The following is a 15883-nucleotide window of genomic DNA, read 5'->3' as shown; positions in this document are numbered from 1 at the left end:
TCACGCCGTCATGCTCCCAACGACACGCGCTTATTCCGTGTAACGGGCGAACGGCCGTTGTGTCGCCCAATATACGTTTATGTACTTTTTCACCCAGTGCAGGCCGGTCGGGGAGCCCTCATGACCCAGAGCACCACCGGCACATCCGCCTCCCCTCCGCTCCCCTCTCCCAAGGAGCGGCGCAGGCTGCGGGAGGCGAAGTCGCTGAGTGAAGCGCAGGTCGCGGCGGCCGTGGGGGTCACTCCGGCCACGGTCCGGGCCTGGGAGACGGGCCGCACCAGCCCGCGCGGACGCAAGCGCGAGGTGTACGCGCGACTGATCGGGACCGGTGGCACGCGGTCCACCTCACGCCCCTCTCCCGTCAAGCCAACCACCCCGAACAACCCGCCGAGAGCCGCCGCAAGCCGGACCAGGCCGGCGGAAACCGCGCAGCCGGGGGCCGGGGCCGCCGGGGGTTCCGGCACCGTGAAGGCTGCCGAGCCGCCCGCGACGCCCTCGACCGAGCCCCTTCCGCCGACCCCCGTCGAAGCCACCGGGAGCGACGCCATGGACCCGACCGAGCCCGGCACCACCGCCGCACCCGCACCGACACCGGCACCCGCGCCCGCGCCCGCCGAGGCCGCGCGTACGGCCGACACCGTCGAGGCCGAGGCCGAGGCAGCGGACGGAGCGGACGCGGACGGAGGGCACGGCTCCGAGGCGGTCGAAGCGGCCGACGGCGCCGGGCTCTCCCCCGCCGAGGCGTTCGACGCGCTGTACCGGCACACCGCTGCCGCGCTCTACCGGCAGACCTATCTGCTGACGGGGCGTCGCGCCCTGTCCCGGGAAGCTGTCGGCAAGGCCTTCGAGCTGGCCTGGCAGCGCTGGCCGGAGGTCGCCGTGGACCGCGATCCGGTCGGCTGGGTGCGGGCGGCCGCCTACGAGCACGCGATGTCGCCGTGGCACCGGCTGCGCCGCGAGCACCGCCACCCGGACCCGCCGCCCGAGGCGCCAGGTCCGCGCGCCCTGCTCGACGCGCTGCTCGCCCTGCCGCCCTCGTACCGCCGCACCCTGCTGCTGCACGACGGTGTCGGTCTGGGTCTGCCGGAGACCGCGGCGGAGACGGAGGCCAGCACTCCGGCGGCGGCGGGGCGGCTGGTGACCGCCCGGGCCGCCGTCGCCGAGCAGCTGCCCGAGCTCGCGGAACCGCCGACCCCTGCCGAGCAGTCCGCGCTGCTGCACGAACACCTCGGCGCACTGGCCCTCGCCCAGCCCGCGTCCTCGCTCCCGGTCCCGGATCTGATCCGGACGGGCAGCGAGCGCAAGGCGCAGCTCTGGACCCGGGCGGCCATCGCGTTCACCGTGCTGCTGATCGGTCTGACACTGATCACCCTGGCGACGGCCCCGAGGCGGTACGAGACGCCCCAGTCGCCTCCGCAGCGGGTGGAGGGGGTGCCTCCGCTCGGTGGTCCGCAGAAGCTGACGCCGCAGGACAAGAAGCTGCAGAAGAAGCTCGGCGGTGAACTGGTGCGCGGTCCGGGCCGGCTGGTCCCCCGGGCCGGCTGATCCGGCTCACCCCGTACGCAAAGACGCGGGCCCGCACCCCATGATCGGGGTGCGGGCCCGCGTTCTTGTGCGGTGACGCGTTCCTGCGGTGGTGCTCCGACGCGGTGAGGCGTCAGGCGCCGAGGATCTCGCGTGCCAGCTTGGCGGTCTCGGTCGGCGTCTTGCCGACCTTGACGCCGGCGGCCTCAAGGGCCTCCTTCTTCGCCGCGGCGGTGCCGGAGGAGCCGGAGACGATGGCGCCGGCGTGGCCCATGGTCTTGCCCTCGGGGGCGGTGAAGCCCGCGACGTAACCGACGACCGGCTTGGTGACGTTCTTCGCGATGAAGTCCGCCGCACGCTCCTCGGCGTCGCCGCCGATCTCGCCGATCATGACGATCAGGTCGGTGTCGGGGTCGGCCTCGAACGCCGCGAGGGCGTCGATGTGCGTCGTACCGATGACCGGGTCGCCACCGATGCCGACGGCCGACGAGAAGCCGATGTCACGGAGCTCGTACATCATCTGGTAGGTCAGCGTGCCGGACTTCGACACGAGACCGATGCGGCCGGGCTTGGTGATGTCGCCCGGGATGATGCCGGCGTTGGACTGGCCGGGGGTGATGAGACCCGGGCAGTTCGGGCCGATGATCCGGGTCTTGTTGCCCTTCGCACCGGCGTACGCCCAGAAGGCGGCCGAGTCGTGGACGGCGATGCCCTCGGTGATCACGACGGCGAGCGGGATCTCGGCGTCGATCGCCTCGATGACGGCGGCCTTGGAGAAGGCCGGCGGCACGAAGAGGACGGACACGTTCGCGCCGGTCTTCTCCATCGCCTCGGCGACGGAGCCGAAGACCGGTACCTCGGTGCCGTCGAAGTCGACGCTCGTGCCGGCCTTGCGCGGGTTCACGCCGCCGACGATGTTGGTGCCGTCGGCGAGCATGAGCTTGGTGTGCTTCATGCCCGTCGAGCCGGTCATCCCCTGGACGATGACCTTGCTGTCCTTGGTGAGGAAGATAGCCATGGTGGTCTGAGTCCCTCTTCCTTACTTCGCAGCCGCGGCGAGCTCGGCGGCCTTGTCGGCCGCGCCGTCCATGGTGTCCACGCGCTGAACGAGCGGGTGGTTGGCGTCGGAAAGGATCTTGCGACCCAGCTCCGCGTTGTTGCCGTCAAGGCGCACGACGAGCGGCTTGGTGACCGCTTCGCCCTTGGTCTTGAGCAGCTCCAGCGCCTGGACGATGCCGTTGGCGACCTCGTCGCAGGCGGTGATGCCACCGAAGACGTTGACGAACACGGACTTGACGTCCGGGTCGCCGAGGATGATCTCCAGGCCGTTCGCCATGACCTCTGCGGAGGCGCCGCCACCGATGTCGAGGAAGTTGGCGGGCTTCACGTTGCCGTGGTTCTCACCGGCGTACGCGACGACGTCCAGGGTCGACATGACCAGACCGGCACCGTTACCGATGATGCCGACCTCGCCGTCGAGCTTGACGTAGTTGAGGTTCTTGGCCTTGGCGGCAGCCTCGAGCGGGTTGGCTGCGGCCTTGTCCTCGAGCGCCTCGTGACCCGGCTGACGGAAGTCGGCGTTCTCGTCGAGAGACACCTTTCCGTCCAGGGCCAGGATGCGACCGTCCTTGGTCTTGACCAGCGGGTTGACCTCGACGAGGAGGGCGTCCTCGGCGACGAAGGTGTCCCACAGGGTCACCAGGGCCTCGGCGACACCCTCGGCCACGTCGGCCGGGAACTTCGCCTGGGCCACGATCTCGCGGGCCTTGGCGATGTCCACGCCGTCAACGGCGTTGACCGGGACCTTCGCGAGGGCCTCGGGAGTCTTCTCCGCGACCTCCTCGATGTCCATGCCGCCCTGCACCGAGGCCATGGCCAGGAAGGTGCGGTTGGTGCGGTCGAGGAGGTACGAGACGTAGTACTCCGCCTCGATCTCCGGCGACAGCTCGGCGATCATCACCTTGTGGACCGTGTGGCCCTTGATGTCCATGCCGAGGATGTCGGTCGCCCGGGCAACCGCCTCGTCGGGGTCGGCCGCCAGCTTCACGCCACCGGCCTTGCCGCGTCCACCGACCTTCACCTGCGCCTTGACGACAGACTTGCCGCCCAGCCGCTCGGTCGCCTCGCGGGCTGCCTCAGGCGTCTCGATCACTTCACCGGCCAGCACCGGTACACCGTGCTTGGCGAAGAGGTCCCTCGCCTGGTACTCGAACAGGTCCACGCGCGTCCGTCCCTTATCAAATGGTCTCGCGGTTGGTTTTCTGCGTGGGCGTGCCGCGAGGGGCAACGTGACTGCTCTGTCACAAGGAAGGCGCACACGGTGACCGAATACGCGGCATGTCCGTCTCGCAGGTTATCCCCGAGCCCCGCAGGACCCTAAATCGCAGATCGCACCTGGGCGGTGATTACGGTCACAGATCACGCTGGTGGCCGGGTCGCAGTGGACAAATCGATACGGGCGGCAGGTCGGCGGGCGGCGGGGAGACTCCTTGCGGAGCGGGCGGTCCCCCGCCGGTCCGGACCATGCGGGGTCCGGACCGTGCGGGAGACCGACCGGCATTCTCAGATGCCCTGGAGCGGGTACGCCGGAGTGGTGACGGACTGCGCCGGGTGCAGCGAGGAGACGGTCGCCGAGGCCGACGACACGGTGTCGGAGACATAGGCGGGCGTGAGGGACGTCAGCCCCTGGGAGCCGTACGCGGCGTGCTCCACGGCCGGCCGGGCGTCGTCACCGACCGTGGACACGAGACCGCCCGCGAACGGACGGACCTCGGAGCCGACGCCCTGGGCCAGCGGCATCACCTGTCCGGTGACCCCCTGGGCGAACGGGGCGACGGCGTCACCGGTCAGGCCCTGGGCCAGCGGCCGGACCTCGGAGACGACCCCCTCGGCGAACGGCTGGACCGCGCCGGTCACTCCGTACGCCAGGGGCTGGACCTCGGTCGTCACCCCCTGCACGAAGGGCAGGGCGGCCTGCGTCACGACCCCGTCGGCGAACGGCGTGACCTCACCGGTGACGCCCTGGACGAGGTCGGACACGTCTCCGAGTGCCTGTCCGACGACCGGGAGCACCGAGGAGACGGCGTCGGCGACCAGGGGCGGCAGCACGGCGTCGGAGGTCTGTCCGACGACCGGTGCCGTCTGGGCGAGGGCGCCTCGGGCGGTGCTCCCTGCGGTGTCGAGCGCGTGCGGAGCCGCGGTCCGCAGATAGTCCTGGCCGATGCTGCGGCCGAGGTGCTCACCGGTGTTCTGACCGATGTTCTGACCGGTTTCCTGCCTGATGTTCTGACCGATGTTCTGACCAGTTTCCTGCCTGATGCTCTGACCGGTGTTCTGTCCGTAGCCGGGGAGCTGCTCGATCGGACCGAAGAGGTAGTCGACGGGCGCTTCGGGGGCAGGCGTGTCGATCGTGTCGGCCGCATGGCCGGCCGCGGTGTTCCGTGCGGTGGATGTGGCGGTGGATGTGACGGTGGATGTGACGGTGGACGCCTTCGCGCGGGCGTCGGACGCCACGTCGGCGGCCTTCGCGCGGGCGGTCTCCTGGAGGCCTGCGGCCTTGGTGACCGCGTCCGCGCCGTCGATGCCGTTGATGCCGTCCGTCACGTTGCTCACGTCGGCCACATCGGCCGCGTCAGCCACATCGGCCGCGTGGTCCGGGGTGGACAGCGGGAGGGAGACGGGCAGTTCGTCCGCGCTTGCGGCTGCGGTGCCGAGCGCCCACATGCCGGTGGCCGTGGCTGCGACTGCTATGGAACGGCGGATGTTCTTGTGCATGGGTGTGTCAGATCCTTCGAATGGGTTCGGCGGTCCGGAGTACGTCCGGACGGCGGGCAGACCTGTTCCGCCCCCGCGCGGCAGGTCGAGGCGGGGGAAAGGCCTGCCCTAGCCGGGGAATTCGAGGATGTCGCCGGATCTGTCACGGACCGGTGCGGCGGTCGCCGGAAGGCCGGCGCCGCGGACGAGCCCGAAGGAGGTGCCGTCCGCCGACGGAACCGCGTGCTGGTCACCGCCACGGGGCGGGTGGACCTCGGCGGACGCGATGTGGCCCTGCTGCCCGCCGTCGGGCCCGAAGGGCCCCCGGGGTGCCGGACGGTGCTCCGCCGCGGCCTCGCGGTGGGGGGCCGTCGCCGCTGCTGTCCCGTCCGGTGCGGTGCCGGTAGCGGTGGCGGTTCCCGGGCCGGGTGCGGCCGGGAGGTCCGGTGCACCACCGGCGGGCGCGCCGGATTTCGGTGCGGGACCGGTCTGCGGCGGCTCCGGGGTGGCCGGCGACGACGGCACCGGAAGCGGCCGTTCGGCCGGGGTCGGGAGGGCCGCCGTGATGTCACGGAGCCCGGAGACGGCCGTGCCCACCGTCCTCTCGACTGCCTCGCCGACGGGCCGGGTCACCCGCCGGACGGTGTCCCGTACGGGCTCGGTGACCGGGCTCAGCACGGAGTGGGCGACGTCCCGGGGTGTGGGCGCGGGTGGTGCGGCTTCGGGTGCCACCGTGTGTGTCGCCTGTGCTGCCGTACGGGCTGCCGGTTCCGCCACAGTCCGGACCGACTGGTCTTCCTTGACCGACTGGTCTTCCTTGACCGGTTGCTGCTCCTGGACCAGTTGCTGATCCTGGACCGACTGTTGATCCTGGACCGACTGCTGACTCTGGCCCGACTGTTGGAGCAGTCGCTGGACCGTTTGGCGCTCCGGACGCAGGTCAGGCTGCTGATCTGCCTGCGCACGCGCGCCGAAGAGCAGCCCCAGAACCAGCAGACCGCCGAGGAACAACACCACCTGCAACGCGCGCCGGCCGACCGCGCCGCGCCGGAGGCGCGAGGCGGTCGTGGGAGCGGCAACTGCGGTGGTCACGTGGGAGCGAACCCTCTCAGGACGGGACGGCTCGCGGAATGCAATCCTCCGCGGGCGACGGGACGATGCTTGCACGAGCCGCCCGGGGTGACGCAAGTCCCCTGTTACCGATGGGTCTCCATGTCCGGTATGGGCAGGGGCCGCTTCTCGATCGCGGCCGCCATCACGTCCGGAAAGAGGTCCGGCGTACAGGCGAAGGCAGGAGCACCGAGGGCGGAGAGGGCCGCCGCGTGGTCACGGTCGTAGGCGGGCGCGCCCTCGTCGGAAAGGGCGAGCAGGGTCACGAACTGCACTCCGGACGCCTTCATCGCGGCGACCCGCTTCAGCATCTCGTTGCGGATGCCGCCCTCGTAGAGGTCGCTGATGAGCACGACGACGGTGTCGGCGGGGCGGGTGATCCTGGACTGACAGTACGCGAGCGCCCGGTTGATGTCCGTGCCGCCCCCGAGCTGGGTGCCGAAGAGCACGTCGACGGGGTCGTCGAGCTGGTCGGTGAGGTCGACGACCGCCGTGTCGAAGACGACGAGTCTGGTCTGCAGCGCGCGCATGGAGGCGAGGACGGCGCCGAAGACCGACGCGTACACGACGGACGCCGCCATCGAACCCGACTGGTCGATACAGAGGATGACGTCCTTCTTCACGGACTGTGCGGCCCGCCCGTAGCCGATGAGGCGTTCGGGGACGATCGTGCCGGCCCCGTCCTCGCCGGGGAGGGTGAGGTAGTTCTTGAGGTTGGCCCGGATGGTGCGGTCCCAGTCGATGTCGTGGTGCCGGGGGCGCGTGACCTTCGCGGAACGGTCCAGTGCGCCGGTCAGCGTGGCCCGGGTCCGGGTGGAGAGCTGCTTCTCCAGCTTCTCGACGACCTTGCGCACGACGGCCCTCGCCGTCTCCTTCGTCGTCTCGGGCATGGCCTTGTTGAGCGAGAGCAGGGTGCCGACGAGATGGACGTCCGCCTCGACAGCCTCCAGCATCTCCGGTTCGAGCAGGAGCGCGGACAGGCCGAGGCGGTCGATGGCGTCACGCTGCATGACCTGGACGACGGACGTGGGGAAGTACGTACGGATGTCGCCGAGCCAGCGGGCCACGGACGGGGCGGAGGCGCCGAGTCCGGCCGACCGGCCGCTGCCGCCCCGGCCGCCGGGTCTGCCGCCGCCCTCGTAGAGCGCGGTCAGCGCGCTGTCCATCGCGGCGTCGCGGCCGGTGAGGGCGCAGCCGGTGCTCTCGGCGCTGTCCGCGCCCAGGACCATGCGCCACCGCCGCAGCCGTTCCTCGTGGCCGGTGGCGGCCTGCGGCGTTGCCGTCGTTGCCGTTGCCGTTGCCGTTGTTGCCACGTCCACTGCACCATCCATCGCGCCCGTGCCGCTTGCCGTCGTCATCCCGTCGCCCCCAGCCGTTCCTCGTGCTGTTCGGATGTCTCCGCCTCTTCCGATGTGTCCGCCGCCCTCGTTCCGGCGTCCAGGCCCAGCAGCAGGCGCAGCACCGGCACCACCGCGTCCGCGCGTGCCGCGTCGAGGACGGGTCCGAATCCGGGCGCCGTGGACTCGCGGCCCGGAACCGCTCCGGTGCCCGGCTCCGTGCCGACGGCCGGGCCGCGCCGGACGAGTTCGCCCAACGTGCGCCGCACGCCCGGCTCGTACGCCGAGAAGGTGCGGCGCAGCAGGGGCAGTACGTCGGTGAAGGTGCCGGCGGGGACTCCGGTGAGCCAGGAGTCGACCAGGGCGAGCAGCCGTTCGTCGTGGACCAGGAGCATGCCGCCGCCGGCCGCGCCGCCGACGAAGCCCTCGATCCATGCGGCGGCGTCGGCAGGCGGGGTGCCGGGCGACAGGGCGAGGCCCATCAGCCGGGCGGCCTCGTCCTGTGCGAGGTGTCCGTCGTCGAGCAGGAGCCGGGCGGCCCGGCCGCGGATCACGCCGGCGACCGTGTCCCGGTCGGTGAGCCGGTGCAGCACCGACCTCCACCGTGCGCGCAGCCCGTCCGCGTTGGCCGGGACGGCGCCGGCGAGCAGCCCGATCGCCGTGTGGACGCCGTCCACCTGGCGGCGCAGGGCGGCGGCCCCGTCCGCGTCGAGCCCGGTGCAGGCGGGCGGCAGTCCGACGCAGATCCGCTCCGCGAGCCCGGCCGCGACTTCCCCCAGCGCGGCGGTGTCCGTGGCGCGGACGTCTCCGTAGCGCAGGGTGCGGGCCAGGGCCGGCAGCGCGTCCGCGAGGTGGCCGACATCGGCGTCGAGCGCGGCCCGGTCGGCGAGGACCCGCATCACGACGGGGAGCGCGTCCGTCAGTCCGGCGAGCAGGCACCGCTCGGCCAGGGCGGTCACCTCGGCGAGCGCGGTGGCCGCCAGGGCGTCCGACTCCGCGCGTGCCGTGGCGGCGGAGAGCACGGTGGTGCCCCAGACACCCGCCTCCGCGACCCGTACGTACAACTCGGGCTCCCAGTGCAGCCGCCAGCTCTCCCGGAAGGTGCCGGTGCTCCCCCGGCCCGCGGCGGGTTCGCCCCAGCTGATGCCGAGGAGGCGCAGCCGGTGCAGGAGCCGGCTGCGTGCCGCGTCCGTGTCCTTGCGGAGGTCGAGCTCCAGCTCCCTTTCGGAGGCTTCGGGTTTGAGGCGGAGGGTGCGCTGCTGACGGCTGAGGTCGCGCTGCAGGGGCACGGCGGGGGCGGTGTCCGGCACCTCGCCGAGCGTCATGCCGACGACCAGCCGCTCTCGGACGAGGGCGAGTGGCACGTCGGATCCTTCGCACATCACGGCCCGCACGGCGTCGGTGGTCTCGCTCAGTCCGGCGAGCGGCCGGCCCCGCATGGCGGCGAGGGTGTCGGCGAGGCGGACCGCCTCGATGACATGGGCGGAGGACACGAACCGGTCCTCGTCACGCAGGAGTCCGGCGACCTTGGTCATCCAGCGTTCGACCGGGCGGTCCGGGGAGGCGAAGAGGTGCTCGTACCAGCCGGGCGAATCGATGCCCGCCCCGTATCCGCTGTGGCGGGCGAGCCGCTGGTGGGTCCAGGGCACCCAGGTCAGCTCCGTCTTGACCTTGGGGAGGCCCTTGAGGAGCGCCCGGTCGGCGGTCTGTGTCGTCCTGGCTTCGAGCGCGGGAACATGCCAGGCACCGCAGACCACGGCGAAGGCGCCGCCGAACTCCTTGCGCGCGGCGCGGAGCTGGATGCGCATGTACGCCTCCCGGACCGCGTCCCGTGGGTGTCCGCCGTCCCCGTACACCTCGCGCAGGGCCGTCATCGCTTCGCCGAGCGCGGCGAAGGCGGCCAGCGGGTCGGTGGCCGCGGCGCCCGGCGGGCCGGGGACGCGGTGCTCCACGACGTCCTCCCACCAGCGCTCGGGGTCGTCGTACCCCGCCGTCTCGGCCAGCACCCGGATCGGGTCGACGGGAACGGGCCGGGGCTCACCGACCTGTTCGGGACGGGATTCAGCGTCCTGTTCGGGGCGGGGCTCGTCGACCTGTTCAGGACGGCGCTCCCGCTCGCCCTCGTCCGCCATGGCCAGTGAGTGTGCCGCGGGCAGGTCGATGAAGCGGACCGGGACACCGTGCGCCAGGGCCCATCGGATGGCGACCCATTCGGGCGAGAACGCCGCGAGCGGCCAGAAGGCCGCCCGACCCGGATCGTCCACCGCGTGGGCGAGCAGGGCGACGGGCGGTCGCATCTGCTCGTCGGCGGCGAGCGGCAGCAGCGCGTCGCCCTCGGGCGGGCCCTCGATGAGCACCGCCTGAGGACGGGCCGCGTCCAGGGCGGCACGGACGGCGCGGGCGGAGCCCGGGCCGTGGTGCCGCACCCCGAGCAGCAGCGGCCCCGACGGGCGCGCGGTGGTCATACGGAGACCTCACGGCAGGCGCGGTAGAAGTCCTTCCAGCCGTCCCGCTCGCGGACCACGGTCTCCAGGTACTCCTGCCAGACCACACGGTCGGCCGCCGGATCGCGGACGACCGCGCCGAGGATGCCGGCGGCGACGTCCCCCGGCCGCAGCACACCGTCACCGAAGTGGGCCGCGAGGGCCAGTCCGTTCGTGACGACGGAGATGGCCTCGGCCGTGGACAGCGTCCCCGAGGGCGACTTGAGCTTGGTCCGGCCGTCGGTCGTGACCCCGTCGCGCAGTTCGCGGAAGACCGTGACCACGCGGCGGAGCTCCGCGAGGCCGTCGGGCGCGGGCGGCAGGTCGAGCGAGCGTCCGACCTGGTCGACGCGGCGCGAGACGATGTCGACCTCCGCCTCGGGAGTGGCGGGCAGCGGCAGCACCACGGTGTTGAAGCGGCGGCGCAGCGCGCTGGACAGCTCGTTGACCCCGCGGTCGCGGTCGTTGGCCGTGGCGATGACGTTGAATCCGCGGACGGCCTGGACCTCCTGGCCCAACTCCGGCAGCGGCAGGGTCTTCTCCGACAGGATCGTGATCAGTGAGTCCTGCACATCGGCGGGGATGCGGGTGAGTTCCTCGATGCGGGCGGTCATGCCCTCGGACATGGCCCGCATCAGCGGGCTGGGCACCAGCGCGTCACGGCTGGGGCCGTGCGCGAGCAGCTGTGCGTAGTTCCATCCGTAGCGGACGGCTTCCTCCGGTGTGCCCGCCGTGCCCTGGACGAGGAGGGTCGAGTCACCGCTGACGGCGGCCGCGAGGTGCTCGGACACCCAGGTCTTGGCGGTGCCGGGCACCCCGAGGAGCAGCAGCGCGCGGTCGGTGGCGAGTGTGGTGACAGCGACTTCGACGAGGCGGCGGGGGCCCACGTACTTGGGTGTGATCACCGTGCCGTCGGGCAGGGTGCCGCCGAGCAGGTACGTGGCAACGGCCCACGGCGACAGGCGCCAACGCTCGGGACGCGGGCGGTCGTCGGCGGCGGCGAGTGCCTTCAGCTCGTCGGCGAAGGCGTCCTCGGCATGCGGGCGCAGGACTTCGGCGCCGGTGACTGCGGTGGTTTCGGACACGGTCATGGATCCCCCTCCAGATCGGTCGGCCTGGTGTGGTTCCCACGGTGCACCATGGCACTGACAATCGACCTTCCCGCAGGTCAGGGGCAGTTGTCAGTGGTGCGGCCTAACGTCGTTCCCATGCTGCTGACTGACGGGGGAGAACCCTTGGGCGCCGCTGCTCCGGCGGCGCGCTGGACGGTGGAGCAGGTCCTGGCCCTGGCTCCTGACGACGCTTCGCGCAAGGCGGGGAACAAGCTGGGTTCGGCCGGTCCGTGGTCGGACACCGGAGGGGATGGTTCGGGCGCGGTGTGGGGGCTGTGCCGGGGCAGCGGGAGCAAGCCCTACCGCACAGTGGTCGACACCACGGGCCCGGCGTACAAGTGCAGTTGCCCCAGCCGCAAGTTCCCGTGCAAGCACGCGCTGGGCCTGCTGCTGCTCCTCGCATCCGGCGGACCGGCGGCGCCCGCCGGCGATCCGCCCGGCTGGGCGGACGAATGGCTGACGGGCCGTCGTGACCGCGTCCGGGCCAAGGAAGAGGCTCCGGGCGGCGGCCCGGCCGACCCGGAGGCTGCCCGGCGCCGCGCCGAGCGCAGGGCGGAGCGGATCGGTGGCGGGGCGCAGGAGCTGGAGCAGCGCCTGACCGACCTGTTGCGCGGCGGGCTGGCCGCGGCCGAGCAGGCGGGGTACGGGCTGTGGGAGGAGACGGCCGCCCGTATGGTCGACGCACAGGCGCCCGGTCTGGCGGGCCGGGTCCGGGAGCTGGGCGCGATCCCGGCCTCCGGCCCCGGCTGGCCGGTGCGGCTGCTGGAGGAGTGCGCGCTGCTCCATCTGCTGGACACGGCATGGCTGGGCATCGACCGGCTTCCGCAGCCGCTGGCGGCGACGGTCCGTACCCGCGTGGGTCTGACGGCCGCCGCGGAGGGGCCGCCGGTCCGCGACCACTGGCTGGTCCTCGCGCAGTACGACACACCCGAGGGCAAGATCGTCACGCGGCGCATCTGGCTGTACGGCCGGGAATCGGGCCGAATCGCGCTGCTGCTGTCCTTCGGGGCCGCCGGCCGCTCCCCCGCGCTGGCCCTGCCGGTGGGCGTCACGCTCGACGCCGGGGTCACGCACTTTCCGGGGTCCGGACAGCTACGGGCGGAGCTGGGTGAGCAGTTCGGCCCTCCCGTGCCGACCGGGCCACCGCCCCCGGGCGTCCCGGTGGGCGAGGCGATCGCCGCGTACGGCAGGGCGCTGGGCGACGACCCGTGGCTGGAGAGCTGGCCGGTGACGCTGCGCGACGTCATACCCGTGCCGTCCGCGGACGGCTGGCAACTCGTGGACGCGGAGGGCGATGACGCCCTGCCCGTCGCGGCTGCCGCGCTGTCCCGTCCGGCGTTGTGGAAACTCGTCGCGCTCTCCGGCGGTGGCCCGGTCACCGTCTTCGGGGAGTGCGGCCACCACGGCTTCGACCCGCTCGCGGCGTGGTCCCCCGGAGGCGAGGGCCGACGCGAGGGTGGTGGCGGTGCCGGTGGCGCGTCGGCGGAGCCGTCGTCGCGTGACCGGCCCGACGCCGTCGCAACCGCCGCCGCCGCCGCCGCCGCCGCCGCCGCCGAGACCGTACCGCTCATCTGACCTGGAGGAGGAGCGATGCCTCGTACCACCCCGCCCGCACCCACGACCGGTCCTGTGCCCACGACCGGGCCTATTTCCACGACCAGGCCTGTGCCCACGACCAGGCCTGTGCCCACGACCGGGCCCGTGCCCACGACCGGTTCATCGTCCGACGAACCCGCCGGGGGGCCGGTGGCGCCGCCGTGGGAGGAGCTCGTCACCTCGGCGTTGCTCGGCACGGACAGGCGTCCGCCCGGAGCGGCCTCCGGCACCGGCCCCGACGCGGCCGCGGCCGCACTGCTGGACGCCGCCGCACTGCACACCGTGCGCCGCCGGGCCGGCCTGCTGCCCGCACCCGCCGCACCCCGGCCTGATCCAGCACCCGCCGACCCACGGCCGGCGCTGCCGGAGGCGGCCCGGAGCCGGCTGGCACAACTGCTCGCGGACCGGGCGGCACCGGGCGGCTCGGGTGGCAGGCGAGGCACGGCGCCCGACCTCACGGAACTGATCCCGCAGTGGCTCGCCACCGCCAACCTGCACGGCTACCGGGCCCCGGACGCCGCGTTGCCGCCCCTGCTGGACGCGGCCCGCGCGCGTACCGATCTGCGGCCCCAGGCCCTGACGTTCGCCGGTCCGCGCGGGCTGTGGCTGGCCGGGCTGAACCCCGACTGGAAGTTCGCGCTGCGGGGCGCGTCCGGCAGCGCGCTGCTGCCCGAGGTGACGGACCTCGATGCGGTGCGCCGCCTGTGGGAGGAAGGCCTGTTCGCCGAACGTGTCGCCCTGCTCTCCGCCGTACGGGCGCATGAAGCGGACGCCGCCCTCGCCCTGCTGGCCACCACCTGGTCCACGGAGCGGGCCGAGGACCGCCTGATGTTCATCGACTCGCTGCGCACCGGGCTGTCCGGGGCCGACGAGGAGTTCCTGGAACAGGCCCTCGCCGACCGCAGCCGCAACGTGCGCGCCACGGCCGCCGAGCTGCTGTCCGCACTGCCCGGATCGGCGCTGGCCCACCGGATGGCGGCCCGGGCCCTGTCCTGCGTGAGCCCGGGACTCACCGGCACCGGGCCGTCCGTGGCCGTGGAGGCCCCCCACGAATGCGATGCGGCGATGCAGCGGGACGGGGTGGTGGCGCTCCCACCGTCCGGGCGGGGCGAACGATCGTGGTGGCTGGGCCAGTTGGTTGAGTCGTCCCCGCTGTCCATCTGGCCGGCACGGTTCGGCGGGCGTGGTGCGCGGGAGATCGTCGCGCTGCCCGTGGCCGACGGCTGGGGCGAGGAACTGCACGCGGCCTGGTGCCGGGCGGCGGTGCGGCAGCGCGACGCGGAGTGGGCGCGGGCGCTGCTCGGCGCCCCCTCCACACCGCCGTCGAACGGGCCCGGCACGGCGTCGCTCGCCGAGCGTTCGAAACTACTGGCCGTTCTCCCCGCCGGCGAACGGGCCGACTGGGTGGCCGGGTTCATCGCGGCCCATGGCCTGTCGGAGGCGTTCCAGCTGCTGGGGGTCTGTCCGACACCGTGGGCGGAGCCGCTGGGACGTTCCGTGGTGGACGCGCTCGACATCGCCCGGGACGCGGGCAGTTACCCCTGGAGCTTCAGCGGGGTGATGGGCCTCGCCGAGCGCTGCCTCAACCCGGCCGAGGCGGACCGGCTGGAGGTCCTCACCACGACGCCCGACGAGCCCGCGGACGCCTCTCCGGGTGCGAACGGCTACTGGTCGGAGGCGTTCCAGCGGCTGGTCTCCACGTTGCGGCTGCGCGCGGCGATGGACAGGGAACTGCTGCCGGCCCGCTGAGGCAGCGGTCGGCGGATGCGGCCGAGACGGGCCGGCCGTGCGGTGCCGGCCGGGGACACCGCATACCGCCGGGCGCCCGCAGCAGGCGGCCTAAGCCGAACCGCACCTCCACACCGAACCGCACCGCACCGCACCACTGCCGTGGGTCGGGTCCTGGACCGCAGTCCGGAGGCGTCCCGGTCCGTGCTCCGGTCCGCGCTCCTGGTCGTGTGTCCCAGTACTCCAGCCGTAGATCGTCCCGGCGAGTGACGTGTTGCTTCTTGGCGTCGGCAGCGGCTGGTGCGGGCTCACTGCCGGCGGCATCGGTGCCAGGTGGACCAGGCCCCGGAGCAGGCCCCGGAGTCGGCCGGATGCGGGCCCGCGTCAGGACTCGGGCTGGTGAGCAGCCGCTGCACTTCGTCGCAGGTCAACGCGAACGACCCGGCCGGTGCCCGTCGTGCGGCATCGTCGCGGGCGGCGATCACGGCGAGCAGAGCGTGGACGAGCATCGCGAACCCCGGCGAACGTCGCCAGGAGTCCAGCGGCGGACCTGGTACGCGTCGAGTCCGACCAGGATTTGCCAGGCGCCGAGGACTCGCGGAGGCGTCGCGGCACTTCAGGCCAGGCACGGCACGGCGCGGCCAGGCAAGGAAGGCCAGGCGGATTTCACTGTCGGTCTGACGGCCGGGCTAGCCGGTCGGCGTCGGTAGACTAGGTGTCAGGCAGCAGACGAGGGGCGGCGGGCGTGGACTACGGCGACAAGCTCTTCTGGCTCTCGGTCCTGATCCAGCGCAGGTACGCGCAGATCTGCGTCGAGTACGACCTGACGCCCTCACAAGCCACGCTGCTGTGCGCGGTCAGGAACGAGCCGCGGCAGATGGCGTACCTCGCCGCCTCGCTCGGCATGACCAAGAACGCGCTGAGCCAACTCGTCGACCGCACCGAGCGGCGCGGCCTGGTCAGCCGGGCGAGTTCAGAGCAGGACCGGCGGGTCATCATGCTCGGCGTGACGCCCGCGGGGAAGGTGCTCGCCGAGGCGGTGTTCACCGAGACCGTCAAGCGCCTGCCCGATGTCGCGGGGAACCTCGACGCCGACGGCCAGCGCGACCTCGAACGCCTCGCCACCGCCATCGTGGACGCGTCAGGCGTCTCGGCGTCCACCTCGTCCTGACCTACCGCGCAATCCTCCTCGGCACCTCCATGCCTGGCATAAGTTCACGGCATGAACTAGTTTGGTTCA

The 15883-nt window shown here is 72.8% G+C and carries 12 protein-coding genes; 4 read left to right on the top strand and 8 right to left on the bottom strand.

Annotated elements, in window-relative coordinates; translation table 11 throughout:
- Nucleotides 1-120 precede the first annotated feature (120 nt).
- Entirely contained in the window at nucleotides 121-1545 is a 1425-nt protein-coding gene (locus tag OG446_RS23555; RefSeq protein WP_328895889.1) for a helix-turn-helix domain-containing protein, read from the top strand.
- A 112-nt stretch (nucleotides 1546-1657) separates the two neighbouring features.
- Here the strand turns inward: OG446_RS23555 and sucD are convergent, their stop codons facing one another.
- From sucD to OG446_RS23520, 7 genes are all read right to left on the bottom strand, one after another.
- Complete coding sequence (sucD, locus tag OG446_RS23550) at nucleotides 1658-2542, bottom strand: succinate--CoA ligase subunit alpha (RefSeq protein WP_328895888.1); 885 nt, start codon at nucleotides 2540-2542, stop codon at nucleotides 1658-1660.
- A 21-nt stretch (nucleotides 2543-2563) separates the two neighbouring features.
- Nucleotides 2564-3745, bottom strand: a complete 1182-nt coding sequence (sucC, locus tag OG446_RS23545; protein ID WP_328895887.1) for an ADP-forming succinate--CoA ligase subunit beta — start codon at nucleotides 3743-3745, stop codon at nucleotides 2564-2566.
- Between the two features lie 341 nt (nucleotides 3746-4086).
- Nucleotides 4087-5298 carry a hypothetical protein gene (locus OG446_RS23540; RefSeq protein ID WP_328895886.1) on the bottom strand — a complete coding sequence of 404 codons (1212 nt, stop codon included), beginning with the start codon at nucleotides 5296-5298 and terminating at the stop codon, nucleotides 4087-4089.
- Nucleotides 5299-5406: 108 nt separating this feature from the next.
- Nucleotides 5407-6369 (bottom strand): hypothetical protein, encoded by a 963-nt coding sequence (locus tag OG446_RS23535; protein WP_328895885.1) that lies wholly within the window; start codon nucleotides 6367-6369, stop codon nucleotides 5407-5409.
- A 104-nt stretch (nucleotides 6370-6473) separates the two neighbouring features.
- Entirely contained in the window at nucleotides 6474-7616 is a 1143-nt protein-coding gene (locus OG446_RS23530) for a vWA domain-containing protein (protein ID WP_328898392.1), read from the bottom strand.
- A gap of 125 nt (nucleotides 7617-7741) precedes the next feature.
- Nucleotides 7742-10189, bottom strand: a complete 2448-nt coding sequence (locus OG446_RS23525) for a DUF5682 family protein (RefSeq protein WP_328895884.1) — start codon at nucleotides 10187-10189, stop codon at nucleotides 7742-7744.
- The gene (locus tag OG446_RS23520; RefSeq protein WP_328895883.1) at nucleotides 10186-11298 is read right to left on the bottom strand and encodes an ATP-binding protein; all 1113 of its coding nucleotides are present in this window, start codon (nucleotides 11296-11298) and stop codon (nucleotides 10186-10188) included. Before OG446_RS23520 ends, OG446_RS23525 begins: the two co-directional genes overlap by 4 nt.
- A gap of 117 nt (nucleotides 11299-11415) precedes the next feature.
- Between OG446_RS23520 and OG446_RS23515 the strand changes: the two genes are divergently transcribed.
- Nucleotides 11416-12894, top strand: coding sequence for an SWIM zinc finger family protein (locus OG446_RS23515; RefSeq protein ID WP_328895882.1), 1479 nt, complete (start codon nucleotides 11416-11418; stop codon nucleotides 12892-12894).
- Between the two features lie 126 nt (nucleotides 12895-13020).
- Nucleotides 13021-14664, top strand: a complete 1644-nt coding sequence (locus tag OG446_RS23510) for a DUF5691 domain-containing protein (RefSeq protein ID WP_328895881.1) — start codon at nucleotides 13021-13023, stop codon at nucleotides 14662-14664.
- 287 nt (nucleotides 14665-14951) lie between these two features.
- On the opposite strand, the gene OG446_RS23505 is transcribed toward OG446_RS23510, so the two are convergent.
- Nucleotides 14952-15152, bottom strand: a complete 201-nt coding sequence (locus tag OG446_RS23505; RefSeq protein WP_328895880.1) for a hypothetical protein — start codon at nucleotides 15150-15152, stop codon at nucleotides 14952-14954.
- A gap of 236 nt (nucleotides 15153-15388) precedes the next feature.
- Between OG446_RS23505 and OG446_RS23500 the strand changes: the two genes are divergently transcribed.
- Nucleotides 15389-15814: a MarR family winged helix-turn-helix transcriptional regulator gene (locus tag OG446_RS23500; RefSeq protein ID WP_328895879.1), complete on the top strand. Its 426-nt coding sequence runs from the start codon at nucleotides 15389-15391 to the stop codon at nucleotides 15812-15814.
- Nucleotides 15815-15883 lie beyond the last annotated feature (69 nt).

Source organism: Streptomyces sp. NBC_00236, assembly GCF_036195045.1.
Lineage (GTDB): Bacteria > Actinomycetota > Actinomycetes > Streptomycetales > Streptomycetaceae > Streptomyces.
The sequence above is the reverse complement of the archived record's forward strand: the minus strand, read 5'-3'. Positions and strand labels throughout refer to the sequence as shown.